Origin of the sequence: Streptomyces sp. NPDC048521 (assembly GCF_043199855.1) — a bacterium.
In the GTDB taxonomy this organism is placed as follows: Bacteria; Actinomycetota; Actinomycetes; order Streptomycetales; family Streptomycetaceae; genus Streptomyces.
On record NZ_JBICWR010000003.1, the window covers coordinates 144,125 to 169,795 of the forward strand.

Genomic DNA, 25,671 nt, shown 5'->3' on the forward strand with positions numbered 1-25,671 from the left:
CCTCAGCTGTGTGCGGCTCCCGAACGGGCTTGTGTGACCGGTCAGTCTGTCGTGTACACGTGCATGCCGGGCACGTGCAGATTGCCGCCGAACTGGGCGGCCTGGACCACCTTCACGTCGGTGAAGTAGATCAGCGGGATGTTCAGCGGGGGCGGGCTGTCGGGACTGAACGTCACCGGGATCAGACCGAACAGGTTGCCCGAGATGCTCTCGGTGTACATCACGGTGTCGCCGCCGCGGATGGTGGACGTCGAGCCCTTGGACGCCTGCACGTGGTAGGTCTTGCCCGCCTGCTTGTCCTTCACCGTCTGGTGCAGGTCACCGATGTCGGTGCCGCCGGAGATGACGTACTTCAGCACCTTCTTCTTGGCGCCGCCCGCCGTCTGCACCTCGACGATGCCCTGGTAGTCGGCGCCCTTGAGCAGCAGCGAGCTGGCGTTGAGGTACCAGGGGTCCTCCGCCACCGGGGTCTTGTTGTCGACGCCGCTCTCGTCGTCGGTGGCCACCGGGCAGTCGTCCGCGGAGCCGGAGGCACTCGCGGACGGGGTCGGGGTCGCCGACCCGGCGGCGTCCTCGGCCGCCTTGGCGGTGTCCTCGGCCGCCTTGGCGGTGTCCTCGGCGGTCCTGGAGACCGTGTCGGTGGCGTCCTTCACCGTGTTCTCGACCGTCTTGCCCGCCTTGGCGGCGGTGTCCTCGACGGTGTCGGAGACCTTGGAGCCGGACGACGACGTGTCGCTCGCGGCGGCCGGGTCCGAGGACGTGCCGGACGACGGCGACGCGGACGGCGCCGGGCTCGTGGAGGACGTACCCGAGTCCTTCTGGCCGCCGGTGAGGATGCCACCGAGCGTGTCGCCGATGGTGTCCAGCAGGTTGCCGCTGCTCTGGGACGCGGACGGGCTGGGCGTGGCCGTGTCACCACCGGAACCCGAGCCCGAACCCGAACCCGAGTCGGACGAGCCGGAGTCCGAGCCCGAGCCCGACGAGCCGGAGCCGGCGGAGCCGGAGGTCTGGGCAGGCTCGGGCGCGCCCTTGTCGTCGGAACCTGAATCCGACGAAGAGGCCGTGCCCGAATCCTTCGTGCCCTTCGTGTCGCCGGCGTCCGTCGAGGGCGTGGCGGTGTCCGCGGACTTGCTGTCCGAGGCGGACGGCGACGGCGAGGCGGAGCCGTCCTCGGAGTCGTCCAGCGCCTTGACGCAGTCCTTGTACTCGTCGGCCGTCAGGCTCTTGGACGACGTCGACGGCGACGGGCTGCCGTTGTTGTCGGCGAGGGCGAGCGTGGATGTGAAGCCCATGCCCATGAGCACCGCGGTCGGCATCGCCACGGAGGCTATCGCCTTGCCGGCCGGCATGTGGAACCTGGTGAACAGCGGCCTCTTGGGTGCCGCGTGGCGGGGCCCGGTTCTCGCACGGGAGCCCTCCACGTCGGTCCCGCGGGTCACCTCGTCAGCCGGCACTGTGCCTCCCGTTCGCCCCGTTGGCCGGGCTCGTTCCTGACAGGTCGTTCGACTTGCTCAGCGGGTCCGTGCCCGGGTGGGCCAGCGGAGCGGCCTCGGGCGCACCGCCCGCACCCGGCGCGGCCTCGGCCGGCGGCTGCTCCGGCGCGCCCGGCGCCCAGGCCACGGCCATCGCTCCACCGATGAGGGAGAGCAGGAAGCCCATGACGAAGCCACCGAAGTTGGACACAGGGATGGACACCAGCGCGAGCAGGATCGCGGCGACTCCCGCGAAGGTCCGTACGTGCTTCTGGAACCAGAGGCTGATGCCCAGGACGATGAGCAGCACGCCGATGATCAGGGACCCGGCTCCCGCGGTGGTCGCCATCGCCAGCGTCAGGTGTCCGAGCTGGAGGTGGGCGTACGGGAAGTACATGATCGGAAAGCCGCCGAGCAGGACGAACAGACCGGCCCAGAACGGACGCGCGCCTCGCCATGCGCGGAACTGCAGCCTCCGGCGGGTGAACTGGCCGGGTGCGGCGGCAGGAGTCTCGGCGCTCATGGAAAACAGCTCCCTGGTGCGGCGTTGCTGTGGTGGTGATGTGTGCCGCGTGTGAGACGCGGCGGAGAGTGGACGGGCGGGGGCGCCATCGGCTCCCCCGCCCGTCAGCGAGTGCTTAGTAGCACTCCTTGACACCCGTCGACAGCGACATCTTCAGGCCGCTGAGCTTGAAGGTGCCGGCGGTGGTCGCCCACGCCGTCTGCTTCACGCCGACCAGCGTGGCCTTGTCGGCCTGCTGCGCGAACCCGTACGGGTTGGCCTGCTCGCCGCCGCCCTTCATGCCCGGACCCTTGGAGGCGTCCTTGGCGGCCACACCGATGTCGATGTTCTCGAACGTCGCGTCGGCGTTGAGGTCGGCGACGTCGATGTAGATGTTCTCGGCCTGGACCTTGTCGTGGCCCGCGCCGCCGGCCCGCAGGATCAGGCTGACGTTGCCGAAGATCGGCACGTCCGGCGTGACCACGGACTGGCACAGGTTGGTGATCTCGGCGTGCTTGAACGCCGAGACGGCCACCGGGTGCGCCGTCTTCTTGCCGTCCAGCGTGTAACCGCTGTCGATGGCGCCGTACTGCGAGAAACCGGTACCGACGAGCTGGTCCGCCGACACCTTGAACGACTGGCCGGAGACGCTGAACGAAGCGGCGAGAGCGCCCTGCGCGAGGGCCACACCTATGCACGCCGTGGCGGCGACGCTGGGCACCATGACCACAGCGAACCGCTTCCATCTGGTCCCGCCACGCACCTGGGACTCCATATTTCCTCCTTCTCGGACGTACATCTCCTAGCCCGGATTCGCTCCAGTTCGGCGGCTCAGCCGGGCAGGGATGGGAGAAGTGCTACGTCCTCGGGAAGGAGAGCGCCCGCGCTCGGAGGCGCCAATCGCGCCCGAATCACCGGCGATCACCCCCGAGCGACAACCACTGGTCGCGCCTGACACGCATCACGCACAACCTTGCTGGACAGGCTTCGCCGACCGGCGAAGACCCCCCTGTCCTAGAGCCGGCGCCACTGCCGCCGGCTCTGCTCGGTGGGGACCCAGAGTCTCCCGTGACCCGACCGGCTGCCGGGGTGTGGGAATGGACCGAGCGTCGCCGATCGTGGTGCATTCTCGGCCCGGGCACAAGGGGGTTCGTTACTGGCTAGTAACGGCCGGATAACCGGAGGACGACCGGCCGGTCTCGGAGTGCAACCCTCGGTGGCATCGAAGGGCAGAGCAAAGCCGTTGATCCCTGGACGAAACCAGACAGACCAACGGCCTCGATTTACTCGGAGTAACAGCGGCCGCCATTACCAAGATTTGGTAAAGTGCGGCCGCCCTGACAGCTCGTCGGCGAACCTTTCACCCCGGCATCACAAGCCGTGGCGTTTAGCGACTGGTCAGAACAACGCCCGTGCCAGCGCCCGGCGCGCCCCGACCACCCGCGGGTCCTCCGGGCCGACGACCTCGAACAGCTCCAGCAGCCGGCGCCGTACCGCTTCCCGGTCGTCACCCGCCGTGCGCTGCACGGTCTCGATCAGCCGCCCGAAGGCGTCCTCGACATGACCGCCCACCAGATCCAGGTCGGCGGCGGCGATCTGTGCGTCCGCGTCGGCCGGCTTCCCGGCCGCCTCCTGACGGACCTTCTGCGGGTCGAAGCCCTGCACCCGCTGGAGCAGTTCGGCCTGGGCGAGACCGAGTTTGGCCTCCGGGTGGGCCGGGTCGTCGGCGAGCACGTTCTTGTAGGCCTGGATGGCACCGCCCAGGTCACCGGCGTCCAGGGCCTGCGCGGCGGCGTTCAGCGTCGCCTCGTACGGCCCCTCCGCCACCGCGGCATCGGGGGCACCGCCCGGCTCGGCGTCCGGGTCGACGGTCAGGCCGGTCAGCCCGAACCGCTGCTCGGCGACCTGCACCAGCTGGTCCAGGGTCTGCCGGATCTGCTGCTCGCCGGCCGCTCCCTGGAACAGCGGCAGGGCCTGCCCGGCGACGACGGCGAACACGGCCGGGATGCCCTGCACCCCGAACTGCTGCATCAGCATCTGGTTGGCGTCGACGTCGATCCTGGCGAGCAGGAAGCGTCCGTTGTACTCGACGGCCAGCCGCTCCAGGACCGGGCTCAGCTGCTTGCAGGGCTGACACCACTCGGCCCAGAAGTCGATGACGACGGGCACTTCGGCGGACCGCTGCAGGACATCGCGCTCGAACCCGGCCTCATCGACGTCGATGACGAGATCGGCCGGGGAGACGGCCCCCACCCCACCCTGCCGGGCGGCTTCGGCGCGCGCCTGCTCGGCCTTGGCCTTGGCCTCTTGGGCCGCCTTGACCGCGGCGAGGTCGACGACGCCGCTCATGGACATGTTCCGTGGCTGCATGCGTCTATCCTCCCCTGTTCCCGCGCCGGATGAAAAAAGAGATGTGACCGGCGCCGGGTCCCCACCCCACGCCGTGGTCGCCGCCCGCGTACGTCCCTCGCGAGCTTTCGCTACGACCCGTAGCGTAATGCCATGGGGACGCCTCGCGACACCACGCCCCGGTGATCTCTCTCACCACGCCGCACGAAACCGTCGGTTTATGGTCAGGGCATGCAGAGCCGCACCCCCGCCAGCCGTACCGGACGCCCGCGCAGCGCCGCCGCGGACACCGCGATCCTGGCCGCGACGCGGGAGGCGCTGGTGGAACTGGGCTGGTCCAGGCTCACGCTGGGAGACGTGGCGACGCGGGCCGGGGTGGCGAAGACCACGCTGTATCGCCGCTGGGCCGGCAAGAACGAACTGGTCGTGGACGCGGTGGCGGAGTTGTTCGACGAACTCGAACTCCCCGACCGCGGCAGCCTCGTCGCCGACATCGAGGGCGTGGTGCTGCAGTTCGCGGCGATCCTGGCCCGACCGGAGGCCAAGAGTGGCCTGATGGCGGTGGTCGCGGAGTCGACGCGCGACGACGCCCTGCGCGAGCGCATCCGCGCGTCCATCGTCGACCGCCAGATGCGCCTGGTCCTGGAGGGCCGCGCGCGGGCCCAGCGGCGTGGCGAACTCCCCCCGGAGCCGGATCCCGCCGAGGCCGCCCGCACGGTGGACCTCATCTTCGACGTGGTGGCCGGCGCGGTCGTCCACCGCACCCTGGTGAGCGGCAAACCGGCCGACGAGAACTGGGTACGCAGCTTCACGCGCCTACTGCTGCTGGGCCTGACGTCGACCGAGACAACCACCCCCACCCCGGACACGCCCACCACTGCCCGGCCGACCTAGCCAGCCGCGACGGCCGCATACCGGCCGACCGAGCCGGCACGACGGCCGCCTTCCGGCCGGGCGAGTCGGGTGGTGCGTGGGCGTGGGTTCGGGGGGCCGGGGGGAGCCCCCTGGTGCGGCCGCACCGGTCACGGCGTCTAGAAGCCCGCCGGCTCCGTGTACACCCCCCACTCGTCCCGCAGCACCCCGCAGATCTCGCCCAGCGTCGCCTCCGCGCGTACGGCGTCCAGCATGGGCCCGATCATGTTGGACCCGTCCCGCGCCGCCGCCAGCATGCCGTCGAGGGCGGACCGTACGGCCGCCTCGTCACGTGCCGCTTTCCGCTCGGCGAGCACCCGCACCTGCTCCCGCTCCACCTCGTGGCTGACCCGCAGGATCTCCAGGTCCCCGGTGACCGACCCGGTGTGGACGTTGACGCCCACGACCTTCTTGTCGCCCTTCTCCAGGGCCTGCTGGTACCGGAACGCCGACTCAGCGATCTCCCCGGTGAACCAGCCGTCCTCGATCCCGCGCAGAATGCCGGACGTGATGGGCCCGATCGGGTGTCGCCCGTCCGGGTGAGCCCGCAGCCCCCGCTCCTTGATCTGCTCGAAGATCTTCTCCGCGTCCGCCTCGATCCGGTCCGTCAGCTGCTCGACGAACCAGGAACCGCCCAGCGGATCCGCCACGTTGGCGACCCCGGTCTCCTCCATCAGCACCTGCTGGGTGCGCAGCGCGATCTCGGCGGCCTGCTCGCTGGGCAGCGCGAGCGTCTCGTCCAGGGCGTTGGTGTGCAGCGAGTTGGTGCCTCCGAGCACCGCGGCCAGCGCCTCCACCGCCGTACGCACCACGTTGTTGTACGGCTGCTGCGCGGTCAGGGAGACACCCGCGGTCTGCGTGTGGAAGCGCAGCCACTGCGCCTTCTCGCTCTTCGCGCCGTACACGTCCCGCATCCAGCGGGCCCAGATCCGGCGGGCGGCACGGAACTTGGCGATCTCCTCGAAGAAGTCGAGGTGCGCGTCGAAGAAGAAGGACAGTCCCGGCGCGAACACGTCCACGTCGAGCCCGCGCGAGAGCCCCAGCTCCACGTACCCGAAGCCGTCCGCGAGCGTGTACGCCAGCTCCTGCGCGGCCGTGGCCCCCGCCTCACGGATGTGGTACCCGGAGACGGACAGCGGCTTGTAGGCGGGGATGCCGGCGGCGCAGTACTCCATCAGGTCGCCGATCAGGCGCAGATGCGGCTCGGGCTGGAAGAGCCACTCCTTCTGCGCGATGTACTCCTTGAAGATGTCGGTCTGCAGGGTCCCGTTCAGCACCCCCGGGTCGACGCCCTGCCGCTCGGCGGCGACCAGGTACATGCAGAAGACGGGCACGGCGGGACCGCTGATCGTCATCGAGGTGGTGACGTCCCCCAGCGGGATGTCCTTGAACAGCACCTCCATGTCGGCGGCCGAGTCGATGGCGACACCGCAGTGCCCGACCTCGCCGAGGGAGCGGGGGTCGTCGGAGTCGCGGCCCATCAGCGTCGGCATGTCGAACGCGACGGACAGACCCCCGCCACCGGCGGCGAGGATCATCTTGTACCGCTCGTTGGTCTGCTCGGCGTTGCCGAACCCGGCGAACTGCCGGATGGTCCAGGTACGGCCGCGGTAGCCGGTCGGATGGAGGCCGCGGGTGAAGGGGTACTCCCCGGGCCAGCCGATCCGCTCGAATCCCTCGTACGTGTCGCCCGGTCGGGGCCCGTACACCGGCTCCACGGGGTCGCCGGAGAGCGTGGTGAAGTCAGCGTCGCGCTTGCGCGCGGCGTCGTAACGGGCCTGCCAGCGCCGGCGGCCCTCCTCGATGGCGTGAGCGTCCATACCTTCGAATTTACTTGGACGTCCTAGTAAATGTCGATGGCAGACCGCCGTACGGGGCTCGTACGGCGGTGTGGCCTACGCCTCGGCGACGGCGGGGGCCTGGTCGGCGACCCTGGCGTCCAGCTCGTGGCTGATCTTCCGCTCGACGAAGAAGGCGGCGGTGGGGATGGTCCCCGCGAGCAGCACCCACAGCTGCTTGCCGACCGGCCACTTCGCCTTGGAGCCCAGGTCGAAGGCGAAGATCAGGTAGACGACGTACAGCCAGCCGTGGGCGATGGCGACGACCCGGGTGAAGTCGGCGGCACCGTCGACGTCCAGCCCGTACTTCGCGATCATGCCCAGGCACAGCAGCACCAGCAGCACGCCGGTGAGGTAGGCCATGACGCGGTAGCGGGTCAGCACGCTCTTTTTCATGGAGACGAGCGTAACCACCCGTTCCGGGAGATCTTGCCCCGGGTCACTCACTCGTCGAAGTCGTGGGCGGCGATCCGCAGGGGTCGGAGCATCGCGAAGATCTCCCGGCACTCCTCCGCGTCGTACGCCCCGAGCCCGAAGTCCATGGCCATGAGGTCGCGGGTGGCCGCGTCCACCACCTCGCGGCCCTTGTCGGTGATGACGGCGAGGGTGCCGCGGCCGTCGTTGGGGTTGGGCCGCTTGGCGACCAGCCCGGACCTGACCAGCCGGTCCACGGTGTTCGTCACGGACGTGGGGTGCACCATCAGCCGCTCGCCGATCTTGGACATCGGCAGCTCACCGGCCTTGGAGAAGGTGAGCAGCACCAGCGCCTCGTAGCGGGCGAACGTCAGCCCGTACGGCTTGACCACCGCGTCCACCTCGGCGAGCAGGATCTGCTGGGCCCGCATGATCGAGGTGATCGCGGACATGGACGGCACGTTTCCCCAGCGCTGCTTCCAGAGCTCGTCGGCACGGGCGATGGGGTCGAACGGGAGGCTGAGTGGCTTGGGCACGTCATCAGACCCTACCGGCCGGTCATATGCCGGTCAGCCCTGTCTCGTCTTTCGGTCGCCCCAGCGTCCAGGGCGAGCCCGCAGCAGCACACCGCGCCCGCCGCACGGTCATGGCCTGTCCGCGGGCCCTCCGGGCACGCGCGGGGCGTGGAGGACAACCGACTGGCCGCGCCCGCGCGGGCGCGGCCCGGATCACTGCGCGAGGTGCCGCTCCACCGTCTCGACCTTGGAGGTGAGTCCGTCGGTCACGCCGGGCCGGATGTCCGCCTTGAGGACGAGGGAGACGCGCGGGGCGCGGGCCTCCACGGCGGCGACGGCGCGTTTGACGACGTCCATGACCTCGTCCCACTCGCCCTCGACGGAGGTGAACATGGCGTCGGTGCGGTTGGGCAGGCCCGACTCGCGGACCACGCGCACGGCGTCGGCGACGTACTCCCCCACGTCCTCGCCGACGCCCAGCGGCGTCACGGAGAAGGCGACGATCATGCGTTCACGACCCCTTCCTTGCGGGCCCGGGCGGCGATGACGGCGTCCTCGGCCTCGCGGCGCAGGCGGCGCTCGGCGAAGAAGCCGCCGGTGGGCAGCACCGAGAGGACGAAGTAGAGGGCCGCCGTCTTCAGTGGCCACTTGGTGCGGTTCCAGGCGTCCGCCCAGAAGATCACGTACAGGACGAACAGCACACCGTGGACCGCGCCCATCACGGGGACCGCGTTGAAGTCCGTGGTCCGCTTGAGCACCGAGCAGACGAGCAGGATCAGGAAGGACACGGCCTCGGGGGCCGAGACCAGGCGGAGGCGGCGGAGGGCGGTGGCGGTCTTGATGTCCACGGATCACCTTCGGTGGGAGTGTCGACGACGGTCTGCCGGTTACGGACTGCCGGTTTGTGAACGCACGCACAAGCGTGCCCCCATTGTGACAAACGGTGCCCCTAGGGGTCCGCTCAGGGTGCGGGTCCACCCACGGGCCCTGTTCCGCCCCCCCGCGCGGCCGCTACTTTCGCTGCGTGGCGATGTTCCGACTCCAAGGGAGCAAGGTGCTCGCCGTCGACATGACCGGGGACGCCGTGAAGGCGAAGAACGGCTCGATGGTCGCGTACGACGGGCAGATGGCCTTCAAGAAGCTGAGCGGTGGCGGCGAGGGGCTGCGCGGGATGGTGACCCGGCGGCTCACCGGCGAGCAGATGACGATGATGGAGGTGAGAGGCCATGGGACGTGCTGGTTCGCGGACCGGGCCTCGGAGATCAACCTGGTCGGCCTCCAGGGGGACAAGCTCTACGTAGAGTCGAGCAACCTGCTGGCGACCGACGCGGGGCTCAGAACGGGTACGACGTTCACGGGGCTGCGCGGCGCCTCGCAGGGCAACGGCCTCTTCACGACGACCGTCGAGGGGCACGGGCAGGCGGCGATCATGTCCGACGGGCCGGCGGTGGTGCTGCGGGTCAGCCCGCAGTACCCGCTGATCGTCGACCCGGGCGCCTACATCGCCCATCAGGGCGATGTGCGGCAGTCCTTCCAGTCGGGTGTGACGTTCCGCACGCTCCTCGGGGAGGGCGGCGGCGAGGCCTTCCAGATCCGCTTCGAGGGCGACGGCCTCGTGTACGTGCAACCGAGCGAGCGGAACACGATCGCGGGGGATCTGTGACATGGCCTTCCGAGAGATCAACTCCAAGATGGTCGAGGCGACCGTGCTGCCCGGGCAGCGGCTGTTCAGCCAGCGCGGGGCGATGCTCGCGTACCAGGGGGACGTGGCCTTCACGCCCAGCGTCCAGGGCGGCCAGGGCGGAGTGATGTCCATGATCGGGCGCCGGGTGGCCGGCGAGGCGACCCCGCTGATGTCGGTCGAGGGCAGCGGCACCGTCTTCTTCGGGCACGGCGGCCACCACGTCCATGTCATCAACCTCTCCGGCGACACCCTGTACGTCGAGGCCGACCGGCTGCTCGCCTTCGAGGGCACCCTGCGGCAGGGCACGATGTTCATGGGCTCGCAGGGCGGGGTCATGGGCCTGGTCCGGGGCCAGGTCACCGGGCAGGGCCTGTTCACCACCACGCTGCAGGGCCAGGGCTCCGTCGCCGTGATGGCGCACGGCGGCGTCTTCGAGATCCCGATCACCCCGCAGCGCCCGGTCCATGTCGACCCGCAGGCCTACGTCGCCCACCACGGCGACGTCCGCAACAAGCTGTCCACCGCACTCGGCTGGCGGGACATGGTGGGCCGGGGCTCCGGCGAGGCGTTCCAGCTGGAGCTGAGCGGCAACGGCACGGTGTACGTCCAGGCCTCGGAGGAGAAGCTGTGAGCGCGTACGGAGCCCCGGCCGGCCCGGTGGTGCACGACCCGATGACCCTGCCCGCCGACGACAACGTGAACCCGTACACGTTCTGCGTGGAGCTCAAGAGCGGACAGTGGTTCCTGCAGAAGGGGAAGATGATCGCCTACTACGGGGCGATCGATTTCAACGGCATCGGGCACGGCCGACTCGACCGGCTCGTCCGCACCGCGTTCCATTCGCCACTGCACGCGAGCGACTGGGTCGTGGCGGAGGGCTCCGGCAAGATGCTGCTGGCCGACCGGGCTTTCGATGTCAATTCCTACGACCTGGACGACGGGAACTTGACCATTCGCGCGGGCAACCTGCTCGCTTTTCAGCCAAGTCTCGCGCTCAAGCAGTCGATCGTGCCGGGCTTTCTGACGCTCATCGGAACCGGAAAGTTCGTGGCCGCATCTAACGGACCGGTGGTGTTCATGGAACCTCCGATCCGGGTCGATCCCCAGGCCCTCGTCGGGTGGGCCGACTGCCCGTCTCCGTGTCATCACTACGACCACGGGTATCTGACGGGCGTACTGGGCGGTCTACGTGCGATGACGGGCCTCGGCGGGGCGTCCGGCGAGGAGCACCAGTTCGAGTTCGTGGGCGCCGGGACGGTCCTGCTGCAGTCGACGGAGGCCCTCATGGCCGAGGCGGCGACGGGGGCGGTTCCGCCCGAGCCGGGGGTGCCCGGTGGTGGCGGAACGGCACCGAGCGGACACGGTCCGCAACCGTCGGGCGCACCGCGCCTTCCCGGACAGCTGGGGGACCTCCAGCGTCGCTTCGGGCTGTGAGCGGTAGTCTGCGGAGTGTGACATCGAACGCGTGCGCACAGTCACACCACCCGAAGTAGTTCGTCATTCAACTTCTTAGGTAGACTTCATTCATGGAGACCGAGACGGCCACGCGCTGGCTGACCGATGCGGAGCAGTGCGCCTGGCGCACCCACCTGGAGGTCAACAGGCTGTTGACGTACCAGCTCGAAAAGGATCTGCAGCCGTTCGGCCTGACAATGAACGACTACGAGATCCTTGTGAACCTGTCCGAGTCGGACGACGTACGGATGCGGATGAGCGATCTCGCCTCCGCGACCATGCAGTCCAAGAGCCGGCTCTCGCACCAGATCACGCGGATGGAGAACGCGAACCTGGTGCGCCGTGAGAACTGCGAGTCCGACCGGCGGGGGCTGTACGCCGTGCTGACCGAGTACGGCATGGAGACGATGAAAAAAGTGGCGCCGCACCATGTGGCGTCCGTGCGGCGGCACTTCATCGACCTGCTGTCGCCGGAGGCTTTGACGGAGCTGGACAAGGCGCTCAAGCCGATCGCCGAGCATCTGAGGGGGCAGCGAGGGCGCCCCTGAGCCTCCTGGGCAGCTCGCCGGGCGGCTGGGCGGAGGTGGGCCGCGCGGCCCTGCGCCGACGGGGCGCCTCCCCCACGCTCTCGACTTCGCGCGAGCGGGCGGCACCCCTCGCCCACCCGGGCCGCCCCGGCGACACGGCGGCCCGCGGCCACGGCGCCTTTGCGGGCGCCGCGACCGCACCGCCCGAGGAGCGCGGGGAACCGCGCCCCGCCCCGCTCGGCCGCGGGTCACACGCGATGCGCCGCCGGGCGGGTTCCGACCCCAGCGGCACGGCCGCCCGCGGCCGACGCCAGGACAGCACCGCCCGCCAGGGCGAAGCACACCCAGAGCGGCAGCCGCCCGATCAGCAACCCCGCGACCAGCGCTCCCGCCGAACTGCCCGCGTTCACCGCGGTGTTCACCCAGGCACCGGCCTGTGTGCCGGCCCCCTCGGCCGCCAGCTCGTCCGCCAGCAGATACGCGGTCGTCAGCGTGGGAGCGATGAAGGCGCCCGCGCAGGCCATGGCCGCTGTGAGGGTCCACAGGCCGGGGGCCAGGCCCGCGGCCGCGATCGCCAGGCCGAGGCCCACCGCGAACCAGCACAGCCGTACCCGGGCCGGCGTCCGCCACTCCACCGCCCCGTTGGCCAGACCGCCCAGCGCGCTGCCGGCCGACAGGGCGCCCAGCACCCAGGGCACCAGGGCGGTGTCGTACGACCGTTCGGTGGCGAAGGCCGGCACCAGCAACTCCACGCCGCTCAGGGCCAGGCCGGCGCCCAGCGTGACGGCGATCGGGGGCAGCAGACCGCGGACCCCGCCGCGCCGCTGCCCGCGGGGCCCGGAGCGCGGCCCCGGCAGTGCCGGGGACGTGACGAAGACGCAGGTGCCCGCGATGTTCAGGAACGCGCTGAGCAGGATGCCGGACGCCGGGGGTGCGACGGTCAGCAGCGCGCCGACCAGGGCCGGGCCGGAGACGAAGAGCAGTTCCTCGGCGACTCCGTCCAGGCTGTAGGCGCGCTGCAACAGACCCCGGTCGGGCACCAGTTCGGCCCACAGGGCGCGCATGGTCGGGCCCAACGGGGGTGCGCAGGCGCCGGCGAGGGCGGCGGCCGCGGCGATGGCCGCGGGAGGCGCTCCGGGGCGCCAGGTGAGGGCCGCGAGAACGCACAGCAGGGTGCCGTAGAGCGCTGACATGGGCAGCAGGGCGCGGCGCGGGCCGTGCCGGTCGATGAGGGCCGCCCGCAGCGGCATCAGGAAGACCGTGGTGGCGCCGAACAGGGACATCACGGCGCCGGAGACGGCGTACGAGCCGGTGGAGCGGGTGACGGACAGCAGCACCGCCAGGGCGACCGTGCCGTAGGACAGGCGGGCGGTCAGGGCGGAGGCGAAGGCGCGGCGCGCGTGGGGCACGCGCAGGGCGGCGGCGTACGAGGGCCGCGAAGGAGACGTGGACACGCTGAAGTTCCTCTGGACGAGGCGGAGAGGGGACACCGAAGGACGCGGTGGCCGTACCTCCGGCCCCGCTGTCCGGTGCGCGCTTTACGCCAAGGAGAGGAACATGCCGGTCAACCTAGCAGCGTGATCCCCGGGCCCGCGACCCTCAGCCCTCCGTCAGTCCCGCCACCAGCTCGTCCGCGGCGCGGTACGGGTCCAGTTCGCCGGCGACGATGCGCTCGGCGAGGGCGCTGAGGCGGCGGTCGCCGTGCAGGTCGCCGATGCGTTCGCGCAGCGCGGTGACCGCGATGGTCTCCACCTCGCGGGCCGCGCGGGCCCGGCGGCGCTCGGCGAGGACGCCGCGCTCCTCCATCCACGCGCGGTGCTTCTCCAGGGCTTCGACGACCTCGTCCACGCCCTCGGCGCGCGCGGCGACCGTCTTCACGATCGGCGGGCGCCAGTCGCCGGGGCCGCGGGACTCACCGAGGCCCAGCATGTGGTTCAGTTCGCGGGCCGTGGCGTCGGCACCGTCGCGGTCGGCCTTGTTGACGACGTAGACGTCGCCGATCTCGAGGATGCCGGCCTTCGCCGCCTGGATGCCGTCGCCCATGCCGGGGGCCAGCAGGACGACGGAGGTGTCCGCCTGGGAGGCGATCTCCACCTCCGACTGGCCGACGCCGACCGTCTCGACCAGGATCACGTCGCAGCCCGCCGCGTCCAGTACCCGGATCGCCTGCGGTGCGGCCCAGGCCAGGCCGCCCAGGTGGCCCCGGGTGGCCATCGAGCGGATGTAGACGCCGGGGTCGGAGGCGTGGTCCGACATGCGGACGCGGTCGCCGAGCAGGGCTCCGCCGGAGAACGGGGACGACGGGTCGACGGCCAGGACGCCGACCCGTTTGCCCTGCTTGCGGTACGCCGTGACGAGCGCGGAGGTCGAGGTGGACTTGCCGACGCCCGGTGAGCCCGTGAGGCCGACGACGTAGGCGTTGCCGGTCAGCGGGGCCAGCGCCGCCATCACCTCCCTGAGCTGCGCGGACGCCCCCTCCACCAGGGAGATCAGCCGGGCCACGGCCCGCGGCCGGCCTTCCCTGGCCTGGGCCACCAGAGAGGAGACGTCCTGCATCACAGCTCCGTTCAGCTAGCGAAACTCACCGGAACCCGAAAGGAACCGGAGGAACCTCGAAAAGTACCGCTCAGGCCCTCGGTACCCGCACGATCAGCGCGTCACCCTGGCCGCCGCCACCGCACAGCGCGGCCGCGCCGACACCGCCGCCCCGCCGCTTGAGCTCCAGCGCCAAGTGGAGCACGAGCCGGGCGCCGGACATGCCGATCGGGTGGCCCAGCGCGATGGCACCGCCGTTGACATTCACCTTTTCCGTGGACACGCCGAGGTCCTTCATTGACTGCACGGCGACCGCGGCGAAGGCCTCGTTGATCTCGATGAGGTCGAGGTCGGAGACCGCCAGGCCCTCCTTCTTCAGGGCGTGCTGGATGGCGTTGGACGGCTGGGACTGCAGGGAGTTGTCCGGGCCGGCCACATTGCCGTGGGCGCCGATCTCCGCGAGCCACTCCAGGCCCAGCTCCTCGGCCTTGGCCTTGCTCATCACGACCACGGCCGCCGCCCCGTCGGAGATCTGCGAGGAGGAGCCGGCGGTGATCGTACCGTCCTTGGTGAAGGCCGGCCGCAGCTTGCCCAGCGATTCGGCCGTGGTGTCGCCGCGGATGCCCTCGTCCTTGCTGAAGACGACCGGCTCACCCTTGCGCTGCGGGATCTCCACCGGGGTGATCTCGGCCTCGAAGACGCCGTTCTTCTGGGCGGCGGCGGCCCGCTGGTGGGACAGGGCGGCGATCTCGTCCTGCTCGGGGCGCTTGATGCCGAGCCGCGTGTTGTGCTTCTCCGTGGACTCGCCCATGGCGATGCCTTCGAAGGAGTCGGTCAGACCGTCGTAGGCCATCGCGTCGAGCATCTCGACCGCGCCGTACTTGAAGCCCTCACGGGACTTCGGCAGCAGGTGCGGGGCGTTGGTCATGGACTCCTGGCCGCCGGCCACGACGATGTCGAATTCACCCGCGCGGATCAACTGGTCGGCCAGCGCGATCGCGTCCAGGCCGGACAGGCAGACCTTGTTGATGGTGAGCGCCGGGACGCTCATCGGGATGCCGGCCCTGACCGCGGCCTGGCGCGCCGGGATCTGCCCCGCCCCGGCCTGCAGCACCTGGCCCATGATCACGTACTGCACCTGGTCGCCGCCGATCCCCGCACGGTCGAGGGCGGCCTTGATCGCGAAGCCGCCGAGGTCGGCTCCGGAGAAGGACTTGAGGGAGCCCAGCAGTCGTCCCATGGGCGTACGGGCGCCCGCGACGATCACAGAGCTGGTCGTTCCAGAAGACATGAGCTGCGATCCCCTTACCGGCCTGCACAGCCGAGGAGTGAACGAGGGTTTACTTCGAATGTACTGATGGCACTCCGTGCCGTCATCGGGCCGTCGGTGTGATCGCGCGCACGTTGCGTAACCACCCGAGGAGCGCTGCACTGAATCCATGCTGACGCGAATCGACCACATCGGGATCGCCTGCCACGACCTCGACGCTACCGTCGAGTTCTACCGGGCCACGTACGGCTTCGAGGTGTTCCACACCGAGGTCAACGAGGAACAGGGCGTGCGCGAGGCCATGCTCAAGATCAACGAGACGTCGGACGGCGGCGCCTCCTACCTCCAGCTGCTGGAGCCGACCCGCGAGGACTCCGCGGTCGGCAAGTGGCTCGCGAAGAACGGGGAGGGCGTCCACCACATCGCCTTCGGCACGGCGGACGTGGACACCGACTCCGAGACCATCCGGGACAAGGGCATCCGGGTGCTCTACGAGGAGCCACGGCTCGGCTCCATGGGGTCGCGGATCACCTTCCTGCACCCCAAGGATTGCCATGGTGTCCTCACAGAACTGGTCACTTCGGCCCCTGTTGAGTCGCCCGAGCACTGACCCCCGTACATAAGGGCCGGTAGGGTTGGGGGCGGTCGCCCTCGCAGGCCCGGGTGACCGCATGCCGGGGTCCGGGTTTCGGGGGACGAGCGTCGGGGCAGCAGCCCGTGCTCCGCCGTTGATCTGACACCATTCCCCGGGGGCCCCGTTCGGCGGATGGACGGAGCTCGTTGGAGAAGCTGACCAGGGGACGGATGGGACCGCGCAGTGCGGGGCTACGAGAGCCAGGAGCGAGAGCCGGCGGCTGACGTCGACCACCTCTCTCGGTTCGAGGCCGAGATGAAGCGGCTGAAGACCGAGCGGGAAAAGGCGATCCAGCACGCCGAGGACCTCGGCTACCAGGTCGAGGTGCTGCGCGCCAAGCTGCACGAGGCGCGGCGCACCCTCATGACCCGGCCCGCCTACGACGGCGGTGACATCGGCTACCAGGCCGAGCAGTTGCTGCGCAACGCCCAGATGCAGGCCGAGCAGCTGCGCCAGGACGCCGAGCGGGAGCTGAGCCAGGCCCGCGCGCAGACCCAGCGCATCCTGCAGGAGCACGCCGAGCAGGCCGCCCGGCTCCAGGCCGAACTGCATCAGGAGGCGGTCACCCGGCGCCAGCAGCTCGACCAGGAGCTGGCCGAGCGCCGCGCCACCGTCGAGTCGCACGTCAACGAGAATGTGGCCTGGGCGGAGCAGCTGCGCGCCCGCACCGAGCAGCAGGCCCGCCGGCTGCTGGAGGAGTCCCGCGCCGAGGCCGAGCAGGCCATGGCCGCCGCCCGCGCGGAGGCCGAGCGGCTGACCCGGGAGGCCCGCGAACGGCTGCAGAGCGACGCCGAGGCCGCCCGCGCGGAGGCCGAGCAGATCCTGCGCCGTGCCCGCACGGACGCCGAGCGGCTGCTGAACGCCGCCTCCACGCAGGCCCAGGAGGCGACCGAGCACGCCGAGCAGCTGCGTACCGCCACCGTCACCGAGTCGGACACCGCCCGCCGCCAGGCCGCCGAGCTGAGCCGCGCCGCCCAGGAGCGGATGACGGCGGCCGAGGAGGCGCTGCGCAAGGCGCAGGCCGAGGCCGAGAAGGTGGTCACCGAGGCGAAGGAGGCCGCCGCCAAGGCCCTCGCCGGCGCCGAGGCCGCCAACGAGACGCGGACGCGCACCGCCAAGGAGCAGGTCGCCCGGCTGGTCGAAGAGGCCACCAAGGAGGCCGAGAACACCAAGTCCGAGGCCGAGCAGCTGGTCGCCGACGCGCGGGCCGAGGCGGAGAAGATCGTCGCCGAGGCCGCCGAGAAGGCCCGCTCCATCACCGCGGAGGAGACGGCCACCCAGCTGTCCAAGGCGGCCAAGACCGCCGAGGACGTCCTCAACAAGGCGTCCGAGGACGCCCAGAAGACCACCAAGGCCGCCGCCGAGGAGGCCGAACGGATCCGCCGCGAGGCCGAGGCCGAGGCGGACCGGCTGCGCGCCGAGGCGCACGACATCGCCGAGCAGCTCAAGGGCGCGGCGAAGGACGACACCAAGGAGTACCGCGCCAAGACGGTCGAGCTGCAGGAGGAGGCCCGCCGGCTGCGCGGCGAGGCCGAGCAGCTGCGCGCCGACGCGGTCGCCGAGGGTGAGTCCATCCGCGCCGAGGCCCGCCGGGAGGCGGTGGCGCAGATCGAGGAGGCGGCCAAGTCCGCCGAGGAACTGCTGGCCAGGGCCAAGGCGGACGCCGACGAGCTGCGGCAGAAGGCCACCACGGACAGCGAGAAGGTCCGCACCGAGGCCATCGAGCGCGCCACCAGCCTGCGCCGGCAGGCCGAGGAGACCCTGGAGCGCACCCGCAAGGAGGCCGAACGGCTGCGCGCCGAGGCCGCCGAGCAGGCCGAGTCGGTCAAGGCGGACGCCGAGCAGGCCGCGCGGGAGCTGCGCGAGGAGACCGAGCGTGCCGTCGAGGCCCGCCGCGGCGAGGCCGCCGAGGAACTGACGCGGCTGCAGACCGAGGCCCAGGAGCGGCTGGCGTCCGCCGAACAGGCGCTCACCGACGCTCGCGAGGAGGCCGCCCGGATCCGCCGGGAGGCCGCCGAGGAGACCGAGCGGCTGCGCTCGGAGTCCGCCGAGCGGATCCGCACCCTCCAGCAGCAGGCCGAGGCGGAGGCGGACCGGCTGCGCGACGAGGCCGCGTCCGACGCGTCCGCCTCGCGCGCCGAGGGCGAGGCCATCGCCGTACGCCTGCGCTCCGAGGCCGCCGCCGAGGCGGAGCGGCTGAAGGCGGAGGCCCAGGACACCGCCGACCGGGTGCGCGCGGAGGCGCAGGCCGCCGCCGAGCGGCTGGGCACCGAGGCGTCCGAGACGCTGGCCGCCGCGCAGGAGGAGGCCGCCCGGCGCCGCCGCGAGGCCGAGGAACTCCTCGGCGCCGCCCGCGAGGAGGCCGACCAGGAGCGCGAGCGGGCCCGCGCGCAGAGCGAGGAGCTGCTGGCCTCGGCGCGCAAGCGGGTCGAGGAGGCGCAGGCCGAGGCCATCCGGCTGGTCGAGGAGGCGGACCGGCGCGCCACCGAGATGGTCGCCGCCGCCGAGCAGCACGCCCAGCAGGTGCGGGACTCCGTCTCCGGGCTGCACGAGCAGGCCCAGGAGGAGATCGCCGGGCTGCGCTCGGCCGCCGAGCACGCGGCGGACCGTACCCGCCGGGAGGCCGAGGAGGAGGCCGACCGGGTCCGCTCCGACGCCTACGCCGAGCGGGAGCGGGCGAGCGAGGACGCCTCCCGGATCCGGCGCGAGGTGAACGAGGAGTCCGAGGCCGCCAAGGCGCTGGCCGAGCGTACGGTCGCGGAGGCGATCGCGGAGGCCGAGCGGCTGCGTTCGGACGCGTCGGACTACGCCCAGCGGGTGCGGACCGAGGCGTCGGACGCGCTCGCCGAGGCCGACCAGGCGGCGGCCCGTACCCGGGCGGACGCCCGCGAGGACGCCAACCGCATCCGCTCCGACGCGGCGACCCAGGCGGACACCCTCATCACCGAGGCCCGCAACGAGGCCGAGCGGCTGCAGACCGAGACGGTCGCGGAGGCCGACCGGGTGCGCACGGAGGCGCTCACCGATGCCGAGCGGCTCACGACGGAGACCGCCGCCGAGGCCGAGCGCGTGCGCACGGAGGCCCTCGCCGAGGCCGAGCGGGTCCGCAACGAGGCCGTGGCGAGCGCCGAGCAGCTCCTCGGGGACGCCACCGGCGAGGCCGAGCGGCTGCGTGCCGAGGCCGCCGAGACCGTCGGCTCCGCGCAGGCGCATGCCGAGCGGGTGCGGGCCGAGGCCGAGCGGGTCGAGGCGGACGCCGCGGCGGAGGCCGAACGGCTCGTCAACTCCGCGCGCGAGGAGGCCGACCGGACCCTGGACGAGGCCCGCAAGGAAGCCAACAAGCGGCGTTCGGAGGCGGCCGAACAGGTCGACACGCTCATCACGGAGACCACGGCCGAGGCCGACAAGCTGCTCACCGAGGCCCAGCAGCAGGCGCTGAAGACCACCGCGGACGCGGAGTCGCAGGCGGACACGATGGTCGGTGCGGCCCGCAGCGAGGCCGAGCGGATCGTCTCCGAGGCGACCGTCGAGGGCAACTCGCTGGTGGAGAAGGCCCGGACGGACGCCGACGAGCTGCTGGTCGGTGCCCGCCGGGACGCCACCGCCATAAGGGACCGGGCGGAGGAACTGCGCGACCGCATCACCACCGAGATCGAGGAGCTCCACGAGCGGGCCCGGCGCGAGGCCGCGGAGACGATGAAGACCGCCGGCGACCGCTGCGACGCGCTCATCAAGGCGGCCGAGGAGCAGCTGGAGAAGGCCCAGGCGAAGGCCAAGGAGCTGGTGTCGGAGGCCAACTCCGAGGCGGGCAAGGTGCGCATCGCCGCCGTCAAGAAGGCGGAGGGGCTGCTCAAGGAGGCCGAGCAGAAGAAGGCCAGCCTGGTCAAGGAGGCCGAGGAGCTGAAGGCCGAGGCGATCCGCGAGGCCCGGCGCACGGTCGAGGAGGGCAAGCGCGAGCTGGAGATCCTGGTGCGCCGCCGCGAGGACATCAACGCCGAGATCTCCCGTGTCCAGGACGTCCTGGAGGCGTTGGAGTCCTTCGAGGCCCCGTCGTCCGGCAAGGGCGACGGAGTCAAGGCGGGTGCGACGGTCGGCGCCCCTCGATCGGGTGGCAAGTCGTCGGACAGCTAGCGGACGAGGTGCTTTCCGGTGTTTTCTGGGGACTTTGCCCGAGTCCTCGGCAAGCCGTCCGACGGTCAGCCACCCAAAAGAGGTGCCATTCTGCAGATCAAAACCGTATCCGCTCGATGACACACCGCTTCGGCCCCTAGGATTCCCCTTATCACCTCACCGGTCTCATTGACAGGAACCCCATGAGCGACACTTCCCCCTACGGCTTCGAGCTTGTGCGGCGTGGGTACGACCGCGCTCAGGTGGACGAACGTATCTCCAAGCTCGTCTCCGACCGTGACAGCGCTCTCGCCCGCATCACCGCTCTGGAGAAGCGCATCGAGGAGCTGCACCTCGAAACGCAGAACGCCCAGGCTCAGGTCACCGACGCCGAACCGTCGTACGCGGGTCTCGGCGCGCGGGTCGAGAAGATCCTGCGCCTGGCCGAGGAAGAGGCGAAGGAGCTGCGTGAGGAGGCCCGGCGCGCGGCCGAGCAGCACCGCGACCTCGCCGAGTCGGCGGCCCAGCAGGTCCGTAACGACGCAGAGTCCTACGCCGCCGAGCGCAAGACCAAGGCCGAGGACGAGGGCGTCCGGATCGTCGAGAAGGCCAAGGCCGACGCCTCCCAGCTGCGTGCCGAGGCGCAGAAGGACGCGCAGTCCAAGCGCGAGGAGGCGGACGCCCTCTTCGAGGAGACCCGCGCCAAGGCCGCGCAGGCCGCCGCCGACTTCGAGACGAACCTCGCCAAGCGCCGCGAGCAGTCCGAGCGCGACCTGGCCTCGCGTCAGCAGAAGGCCGAGAAGCGCCTCGCCGAGATCGAGCACCGCGCCGAGCAGCTGCGCCTGGAGGCGGAGAAGCTGCGCACGGACGCCGAGCGCCGCGCCCGCCAGACGGTGGAGACGCCCCAGCGCCAGGCCGAGGACATCGTGGCCGACGCCAACGCCAAGGCCGACCGGATCCGTTCGGAATCCGAGCGCGAGCTGGCCGCCCTCACCAACCGCCGCGACTCCATCAACGCCCAGCTGACGAACGTCCGCGAGATGCTCGCCACGCTGACCGGTGCCGCGGTGGCCGCGGCCGGCACGTCGACCGACGACGAGCCGATCTCCCGGGGCGTTCCGGCGCAGCAGTCCCGGTAACGCCTGCGCACAGGTCGCTGAACGGGACGAAGCCCCCTGCCTCTCCGGTGGCAGGGGGCTTCGTCCCGTTCTAGCGTGGCCGCATGATCGAGCTGGAGGGGCTGACCAAGCGGTACGGCGACAAGGTCGCGGTCGACCGTCTGACGTTCGCGGTCAGACCGGGCATGGTGACCGGGTTTCTCGGGCCCAACGGGGCCGGGAAGTCCACGACCATGCGGATGATCCTCGGGCTCGACCACCCCACCGCCGGCGAGGTCCGCATCGACGGCACGCACTACGACCGGCTCAAGGACCCGCTGACGTACATCGGCGCCCTGCTGGACGCCAAGGCCGTGCACGGCGGCCGGAGCGCCTACAACCACCTGCTGTGCCTCGCGCAGAGCAACGGCATTCCCCGGCGCCGGGTGGCGGAGGTGCTGGACACCGTCGGGCTCACGCCGGTGGCGCGGAAGAAGGCCAAGGGGTTCTCGCTGGGCATGGGGCAGCGGCTGGGGATCGCCGGGGCGCTGCTGGGCGATCCGCGGATCCTGATGTTCGACGAGCCGGTCAACGGGCTCGACCCGGAGGGCATCCACTGGATCCGGACCCTGATGAAGTCGCTGGCGGCGCAGGGGCGGACGGTGTTCGTCTCGAGCCACCTGATGAGCGAGATGGCGCTGACGGCGGATCACCTGGTCGTCATCGGGCAGGGCCGGCTGCTCGCGGACACCTCCATGGCCGATTTCATCCGGCAGAACTCCCGGTCGTACCTCCGGATCCGCTCCCCGCAGCGCGAACGGCTGCTCGACGTGCTGCACGAGGCCGGGATCACCGTGGTGGACGCGGGCGGCGGGGCGCTGGAGGTGGAGGGCGGCAAGGCCGAGCAGATCGGCGAACTGGCGGCCCGCTACGGGCTCGTGCTGCACGAGCTGAGCCCGCAGCAGGCCTCGCTCGAGGAGGCGTTCATGCAGCTGACGGCGGAGTCGGTGGAGTACCACGCGCATGCCGGTCCCGATCCCGCCCCACAGGACTGGGGCGCCGGCTGGAAGGGGGCCTGACCGATGGCGGCCGTCCAGGTCATCCGGTCCGAGTGGACCAAGATCCGGTCGGTGGCGTCCACCCTGTGGACGCTGTCGCTGGCCGTGGTCGTCACCGTGGCCCTCGGGACGCTGATCTCCGCACTGTCGCGGAGCCAGTACGACACCATGCCCGTGCGGGAGCGGCTCTCCTTCGATCCCACGGTCATCAGCTTCGCGGGCATGACCCTCGGCCAGCTCGCCATGATCGTGTTCGGCGTGCTGGTCGTCTCGAACGAGTACAGCACCGGCATGATCCGGGTCTCGCTGGCCGCCGTTCCGCGGCGCGGCACCTTCCTGTTCGGCAAGATCGCGGTGGCGACGGCGCTCGCGCTGGTCGTCGGCCTGGTGACGAGCTTCGCCGCCTTCTTCCTCGGGCAGGCGATGCTCGGCGCCCACCGGGCCGGGATCGGCGATCCCGGGGTGCTGCGCGCGGTGTTCGGCGGCGGGCTGTACATGGCCCTGATCGCGATGTTCTCCATGGGCGTCGCCGCGATGCTGCGCTCGCCGATGCTGTCGCTCGGCATCCTGATGCCGTTCTTCTTCCTGATCTCCAACATCCTCGGCAACGTCGACGCCACGAAGAAGGTCGGCCGCTTCCTGCCCGACCAGGCCGGCAGCCGGATCATGCAGGTGGTGCCGATCGTCGACGACGACACGCCCTACGGCCCCTGGGGCGGGCTCGGGATCATGGTGCTGTGGGTGATCGCCGCGCTCGGGGGCGGTTACCTCCTCCTCAAGCGCCGGGACGCCCAGTAAAAGGTCCCCGTCACGCACCGTCACGTTCTGGCTTTACCTTCTTTTGAGCGGAACCGTCAGCGCCTCGATATCCTCCTAACCCTTACGGGGGCGTGTGCCCCGCTGTCCTGAACCTTTCGATGGGTGCGGAGCATGATCGAGGCTGTCGGCCTGACCAAGCGCTACGGCGACAAGACCGCCGTGTACAACCTTTCCTTCCAGGTGCGGCCGGGAGCCGTCACCGGCTTCCTCGGGCCGAACGGCTCAGGCAAGTCGACGACGATGCGGATGATCCTCGGGCTGGACAACCCCACGTCCGGCTCGGTGACCATCGGCGGCTACCCGTACCGCAAGCTGCCCAACGCCCCGCGGCAGGTCGGTGCGCTGCTGGACGCCAAGGCCGTGCACGGCGGCCGGTCGGCCCGCAACCACCTGCTGAGCCTCGCCCAGCTGTCGGGCATCCCGGCCCGGCGCGTGGACGAGGTGCTGGGGGTCGTCGGTCTTCAGGATGTGGCCAAAAAGCGCTCCAAGGGCTTCTCGCTCGGCATGGGCCAGCGCCTGGGCATCGCCGCCGCGCTGCTCGGCGACCCGCAGGTGCTGCTCTTCGACGAACCGGTCAACGGCCTCGACCCCGAGGGCATCCTCTGGGTCCGCAACCTGATGAGGGCGCTGGCAGCCGAGGGCCGTACGGTCTTCGTCTCCTCGCACCTGATGAGCGAGATGGCGCTGACCGCCGACCACCTCATCGTCATCGGGCGCGGACAACTGCTCGCCGACATGAGCGTGAAGGACTTCATCTCGGCGAACTCCGCGGACTTCGCGCGCGTGCGCACCCCGGACACCGAGCCGCAGCTGCGCGAGAAACTCTCCTCCGCGCTCACCGAGAACGGTGGCCATGTCCTGCCGGAGCAGGACGGCGCGCTGCGCGTGACCGGGCTGCCGCTGCCCCGCATCAGCGACCTCGCGCACGAGGCGGGTGTCCGGCTGTGGGAGCTGTCGCCGCACCAGGCCTCGCTGGAGGAGGCGTACATGCGGATGACGCAGGGCGCCGTCGACTACCGCTCGACCGTCGACCAGAGGGCGGGCCTGCAGCAGCCGCTGCCGCCCGGCGCCCAGCCGCCCATGCCGGTGCCCGGCCAGGGCCAGCCCGGCTGGTACGCCCCGCCGCCGCCCCAGCAGGGCGGACAGCCGTTCGCGATGCCGGCGCCGCCCACGGGGCCGTACGGCGGCGCTCCGGCAGGCGCGTACGGCGCTCCCGGCACCCCGGTCCCCAACCCGTACACCCAGCAGCCGGCCCAGGCGCCGCAGGTCCCGCAGCCGGCGCCGCAGGTCCAGTCGGCCCCGCAGTCCGCTCAGGCCCAGTCGGCCGCCCAGGCACCGCAGGCCCAGCCGCCCGCACAGGCGCCGCAGGCCGGTCCGGCGCAGTCGGCCGCGACGGCGCCGCAGGGACAGCCGCCGGCCACGGCCCAGTCGGCCCCGGCCGCCCCGCAGCAGACCCCGGCCGCCCCGCCCGTGCCGCAGCAGGCCCCCGCCGCCGCTCCCCCGGCACCCGCCGACGCGCCGGCCCCGGCCGCCGCCTCCGCCCCTGCCGACCCGACCCAGACCCAGCCCGAGGACGTCGCCCGATGAGCACCCACCAGCCCCCGATGCCGCAGTCCCCCGCTGCCGCGCCCGACTGGCAGGCGCCCGGCGCGACGTACCCCGGCTACACCTCGCCGATCCCGGTGGTGCGCACCCACCTCGGGCACGCGCTGGCCTCCGAGTGGACGAAGATCAGGTCGGTGCGGTCGACGATGTGGACGCTCGGCGTGTTCGTGCTGCTCGTCGTCGGCATCGGCCTGCTGGCCGGCGCGCTGATCGAGGCCAACTCCGACTCGGCGAGCCTGTCCGGCGAGAACCCCCTGTCGTTCGGGTTCTTCGGACTGCTCCTCGGCAGCATGTGCATCATCACGCTCGGCGTGCTGACCACGGCCTCCGAGTACGGCACCGGCATGATCCGTACGACGACGACCGCGTGCCCGAGCCGGGGCCGGGTGCTCGCCGCCAAGTCGATCGTGTTCTTCGCCGTCGCCTTCGTCGTCACGCTGGCCGCGTCCGGCTTCGTGGCCGTGCTCCACGCGTCCATGCTGAGCAGCACCGGCGCCCGTACCCCGTCCGGTGCGGACTGGCTCAAGGACACCGTCGGCGTCAGCCTCTACATCGCGCTGCTCGGGCTGCTCTCGCTGCTCATCGGCTCGATCATCCGGCACTCGGCGGGCGCCATCACCATCATGATCGCGGCGGTGCTCGCACCGCTGGTGATCGCGCTGTTCATGGCCGCGTCCTCGCTGCAGAGGATCCAGGAGTGGCTGTTCGAGTACTCCATCCCGAGCCAGCTCGGAGTCTTCTACGACAACTCCCTGAGCCGTTCCGGCCCCACGGGCTGGGACCCGCTGTGGATCATCCTGGGCCTGACGGCGGTGGTCTACGCCGGTGCGCACGCGCTGCTGCAGAAGCGGGACGTGTAGCCCGGACCGGCTGCT

General features: G+C 71.3%; 24 protein-coding genes. 12 read left to right on the forward strand and 12 right to left on the reverse strand.

Annotated elements, in window-relative coordinates; genetic code table 11:
• Positions 1-41: 41 nt before the first annotated feature.
• The 4 genes from ACGFRF_RS08165 to ACGFRF_RS08180 form a co-directional block, all read right to left on the reverse strand.
• Positions 42-1,454, reverse strand: coding sequence for a hypothetical protein (locus ACGFRF_RS08165; RefSeq protein WP_393737802.1), 1,413 nt, complete (start codon positions 1,452-1,454; stop codon positions 42-44).
• Positions 1,444-1,995, reverse strand: a complete 552-nt coding sequence (locus ACGFRF_RS08170) for a DUF6114 domain-containing protein (protein WP_393737803.1) — start codon at positions 1,993-1,995, stop codon at positions 1,444-1,446. The genes ACGFRF_RS08165 and ACGFRF_RS08170 overlap by 11 nt, the downstream gene beginning before the upstream one ends.
• 115 nt (positions 1,996-2,110) lie before the next feature.
• Entirely contained in the window at positions 2,111-2,749 is a 639-nt protein-coding gene (locus ACGFRF_RS08175) for a DUF6230 family protein (RefSeq protein WP_393737804.1), read from the reverse strand.
• Positions 2,750-3,372: 623 nt separating this feature from the next.
• Positions 3,373-4,344 carry a tetratricopeptide repeat protein gene (locus tag ACGFRF_RS08180; protein ID WP_393737805.1) on the reverse strand — a complete coding sequence of 324 codons (972 nt, stop codon included), beginning with the start codon at positions 4,342-4,344 and terminating at the stop codon, positions 3,373-3,375.
• A 210-nt stretch (positions 4,345-4,554) separates the two neighbouring features.
• Between ACGFRF_RS08180 and ACGFRF_RS08185 the strand changes: the two genes are divergently transcribed.
• Complete coding sequence (locus ACGFRF_RS08185; RefSeq protein WP_393737806.1) at positions 4,555-5,217, forward strand: TetR/AcrR family transcriptional regulator; 663 nt, start codon at positions 4,555-4,557, stop codon at positions 5,215-5,217.
• Between the two features lie 137 nt (positions 5,218-5,354).
• Here the strand turns inward: ACGFRF_RS08185 and ACGFRF_RS08190 are convergent, their stop codons facing one another.
• The 5 genes from ACGFRF_RS08190 to ACGFRF_RS08210 form a co-directional block, all read right to left on the reverse strand.
• Positions 5,355-7,055 (reverse strand): methylmalonyl-CoA mutase, encoded by a 1,701-nt coding sequence (locus ACGFRF_RS08190; protein WP_393737807.1) that lies wholly within the window; start codon positions 7,053-7,055, stop codon positions 5,355-5,357.
• Between the two features lie 75 nt (positions 7,056-7,130).
• A complete protein-coding gene (locus ACGFRF_RS08195; protein ID WP_393737808.1) occupies positions 7,131-7,469 on the reverse strand; it encodes a DUF3817 domain-containing protein in 339 nt (112 codons plus the stop codon).
• Between the two features lie 47 nt (positions 7,470-7,516).
• Entirely contained in the window at positions 7,517-8,023 is a 507-nt protein-coding gene (locus ACGFRF_RS08200; protein WP_393737809.1) for a MarR family winged helix-turn-helix transcriptional regulator, read from the reverse strand.
• A 192-nt stretch (positions 8,024-8,215) separates the two neighbouring features.
• Positions 8,216-8,509: an MTH1187 family thiamine-binding protein gene (locus tag ACGFRF_RS08205; protein WP_393737810.1), complete on the reverse strand. Its 294-nt coding sequence runs from the start codon at positions 8,507-8,509 to the stop codon at positions 8,216-8,218.
• The gene (locus tag ACGFRF_RS08210) at positions 8,506-8,850 is read right to left on the reverse strand and encodes a DUF3817 domain-containing protein (protein WP_393737811.1); all 345 of its coding nucleotides are present in this window, start codon (positions 8,848-8,850) and stop codon (positions 8,506-8,508) included. The genes ACGFRF_RS08205 and ACGFRF_RS08210 overlap by 4 nt, the downstream gene beginning before the upstream one ends.
• Positions 8,851-9,032: 182 nt before the next feature.
• On the opposite strand from ACGFRF_RS08210, the gene ACGFRF_RS08215 reads away from it, so the two are divergent.
• The 4 genes from ACGFRF_RS08215 to ACGFRF_RS08230 all read left to right on the forward strand — a co-directional run bounded on the left by ACGFRF_RS08215 (position 9,033) and on the right by ACGFRF_RS08230 (position 11,689).
• Entirely contained in the window at positions 9,033-9,665 is a 633-nt protein-coding gene (locus ACGFRF_RS08215; protein ID WP_393738294.1) for an AIM24 family protein, read from the forward strand.
• Between the two features lies 1 nt (position 9,666).
• On the forward strand, positions 9,667-10,317 hold the full coding sequence (locus ACGFRF_RS08220; RefSeq protein WP_393737812.1) for an AIM24 family protein: 651 nt from the start codon (positions 9,667-9,669) through the stop codon (positions 10,315-10,317).
• Positions 10,314-11,120 carry an AIM24 family protein gene (locus ACGFRF_RS08225; RefSeq protein ID WP_393737813.1) on the forward strand — a complete coding sequence of 269 codons (807 nt, stop codon included), beginning with the start codon at positions 10,314-10,316 and terminating at the stop codon, positions 11,118-11,120. Before ACGFRF_RS08220 ends, ACGFRF_RS08225 begins: the two co-directional genes overlap by 4 nt.
• 92 nt (positions 11,121-11,212) lie before the next feature.
• Positions 11,213-11,689, forward strand: a complete 477-nt coding sequence (locus ACGFRF_RS08230; protein WP_393737814.1) for a MarR family winged helix-turn-helix transcriptional regulator — start codon at positions 11,213-11,215, stop codon at positions 11,687-11,689.
• A 227-nt stretch (positions 11,690-11,916) separates the two neighbouring features.
• On the opposite strand, the gene ACGFRF_RS08235 is transcribed toward ACGFRF_RS08230, so the two are convergent.
• From ACGFRF_RS08235 to ACGFRF_RS08245, 3 genes are all read right to left on the reverse strand, one after another.
• Complete coding sequence (locus ACGFRF_RS08235) at positions 11,917-13,122, reverse strand: MFS transporter (RefSeq protein ID WP_393737815.1); 1,206 nt, start codon at positions 13,120-13,122, stop codon at positions 11,917-11,919.
• A gap of 145 nt (positions 13,123-13,267) precedes the next feature.
• Entirely contained in the window at positions 13,268-14,224 is a 957-nt protein-coding gene (gene meaB, locus ACGFRF_RS08240; RefSeq protein WP_393737816.1) for a methylmalonyl Co-A mutase-associated GTPase MeaB, read from the reverse strand.
• A 70-nt stretch (positions 14,225-14,294) separates the two neighbouring features.
• Positions 14,295-15,494 carry an acetyl-CoA C-acetyltransferase gene (locus ACGFRF_RS08245; RefSeq protein ID WP_393737817.1) on the reverse strand — a complete coding sequence of 400 codons (1,200 nt, stop codon included), beginning with the start codon at positions 15,492-15,494 and terminating at the stop codon, positions 14,295-14,297.
• 148 nt (positions 15,495-15,642) lie between these two features.
• On the opposite strand from ACGFRF_RS08245, the gene mce reads away from it, so the two are divergent.
• The 7 genes from mce to ACGFRF_RS08280 all read left to right on the forward strand — a co-directional run bounded on the left by mce (position 15,643) and on the right by ACGFRF_RS08280 (position 25,656).
• On the forward strand, positions 15,643-16,083 hold the full coding sequence (gene mce / locus ACGFRF_RS08250) for a methylmalonyl-CoA epimerase (protein WP_393737818.1): 441 nt from the start codon (positions 15,643-15,645) through the stop codon (positions 16,081-16,083).
• 207 nt (positions 16,084-16,290) lie between these two features.
• Positions 16,291-20,238, forward strand: a complete 3,948-nt coding sequence (gene scy, locus ACGFRF_RS08255; protein ID WP_393737819.1) for a polarized growth protein Scy — start codon at positions 16,291-16,293, stop codon at positions 20,236-20,238.
• Between the two features lie 182 nt (positions 20,239-20,420).
• On the forward strand, positions 20,421-21,356 hold the full coding sequence (locus ACGFRF_RS08260; protein ID WP_393737820.1) for a cellulose-binding protein: 936 nt from the start codon (positions 20,421-20,423) through the stop codon (positions 21,354-21,356).
• An 83-nt stretch (positions 21,357-21,439) separates the two neighbouring features.
• Positions 21,440-22,393 carry an ABC transporter ATP-binding protein gene (locus ACGFRF_RS08265; RefSeq protein ID WP_393737821.1) on the forward strand — a complete coding sequence of 318 codons (954 nt, stop codon included), beginning with the start codon at positions 21,440-21,442 and terminating at the stop codon, positions 22,391-22,393.
• Positions 22,394-22,396: 3 nt separating this feature from the next.
• Positions 22,397-23,170: an ABC transporter permease gene (locus ACGFRF_RS08270; RefSeq protein WP_393737822.1), complete on the forward strand. Its 774-nt coding sequence runs from the start codon at positions 22,397-22,399 to the stop codon at positions 23,168-23,170.
• 132 nt (positions 23,171-23,302) lie between these two features.
• Positions 23,303-24,778 (forward strand): ABC transporter ATP-binding protein, encoded by a 1,476-nt coding sequence (locus tag ACGFRF_RS08275; RefSeq protein ID WP_393737823.1) that lies wholly within the window; start codon positions 23,303-23,305, stop codon positions 24,776-24,778.
• Positions 24,775-25,656 carry an ABC transporter permease gene (locus tag ACGFRF_RS08280; RefSeq protein WP_393737824.1) on the forward strand — a complete coding sequence of 294 codons (882 nt, stop codon included), beginning with the start codon at positions 24,775-24,777 and terminating at the stop codon, positions 25,654-25,656. Before ACGFRF_RS08275 ends, ACGFRF_RS08280 begins: the two co-directional genes overlap by 4 nt.
• Positions 25,657-25,671 lie beyond the last annotated feature (15 nt).

Coding starts and splice junctions, on each gene's coding strand:
- ACGFRF_RS08275 (WP_393737823.1), top strand. CDS start 23,303: ATGATCGAGGCTGTCGGCCTGACCAAGCGCTACGGCGACAAGACCGCC.
- ACGFRF_RS08270 (WP_393737822.1), top strand. CDS start 22,397: ATGGCGGCCGTCCAGGTCATCCGGTCCGAGTGGACCAAGATCCGGTCG.
- ACGFRF_RS08190 (WP_393737807.1), bottom strand. CDS start 7,055: ATGGACGCTCACGCCATCGAGGAGGGCCGCCGGCGCTGGCAGGCCCGT.
- ACGFRF_RS08245 (WP_393737817.1), bottom strand. CDS start 15,494: ATGTCTTCTGGAACGACCAGCTCTGTGATCGTCGCGGGCGCCCGTACG.
- ACGFRF_RS08195 (WP_393737808.1), bottom strand. CDS start 7,469: ATGAAAAAGAGCGTGCTGACCCGCTACCGCGTCATGGCCTACCTCACC.
- ACGFRF_RS08205 (WP_393737810.1), bottom strand. CDS start 8,509: ATGATCGTCGCCTTCTCCGTGACGCCGCTGGGCGTCGGCGAGGACGTG.
- ACGFRF_RS08265 (WP_393737821.1), top strand. CDS start 21,440: ATGATCGAGCTGGAGGGGCTGACCAAGCGGTACGGCGACAAGGTCGCG.
- ACGFRF_RS08185 (WP_393737806.1), top strand. CDS start 4,555: ATGCAGAGCCGCACCCCCGCCAGCCGTACCGGACGCCCGCGCAGCGCC.
- meaB (WP_393737816.1), bottom strand. CDS start 14,224: ATGCAGGACGTCTCCTCTCTGGTGGCCCAGGCCAGGGAAGGCCGGCCG.
- ACGFRF_RS08260 (WP_393737820.1), top strand. CDS start 20,421: ATGAGCGACACTTCCCCCTACGGCTTCGAGCTTGTGCGGCGTGGGTAC.
- ACGFRF_RS08280 (WP_393737824.1), top strand. CDS start 24,775: ATGAGCACCCACCAGCCCCCGATGCCGCAGTCCCCCGCTGCCGCGCCC.
- ACGFRF_RS08180 (WP_393737805.1), bottom strand. CDS start 4,344: ATGCAGCCACGGAACATGTCCATGAGCGGCGTCGTCGACCTCGCCGCG.
- ACGFRF_RS08215 (WP_393738294.1), top strand. CDS start 9,033: ATGTTCCGACTCCAAGGGAGCAAGGTGCTCGCCGTCGACATGACCGGG.
- ACGFRF_RS08220 (WP_393737812.1), top strand. CDS start 9,667: ATGGCCTTCCGAGAGATCAACTCCAAGATGGTCGAGGCGACCGTGCTG.
- ACGFRF_RS08170 (WP_393737803.1), bottom strand. CDS start 1,995: ATGAGCGCCGAGACTCCTGCCGCCGCACCCGGCCAGTTCACCCGCCGG.
- ACGFRF_RS08175 (WP_393737804.1), bottom strand. CDS start 2,749: ATGGAGTCCCAGGTGCGTGGCGGGACCAGATGGAAGCGGTTCGCTGTG.
- ACGFRF_RS08230 (WP_393737814.1), top strand. CDS start 11,213: ATGGAGACCGAGACGGCCACGCGCTGGCTGACCGATGCGGAGCAGTGC.
- mce (WP_393737818.1), top strand. CDS start 15,643: ATGCTGACGCGAATCGACCACATCGGGATCGCCTGCCACGACCTCGAC.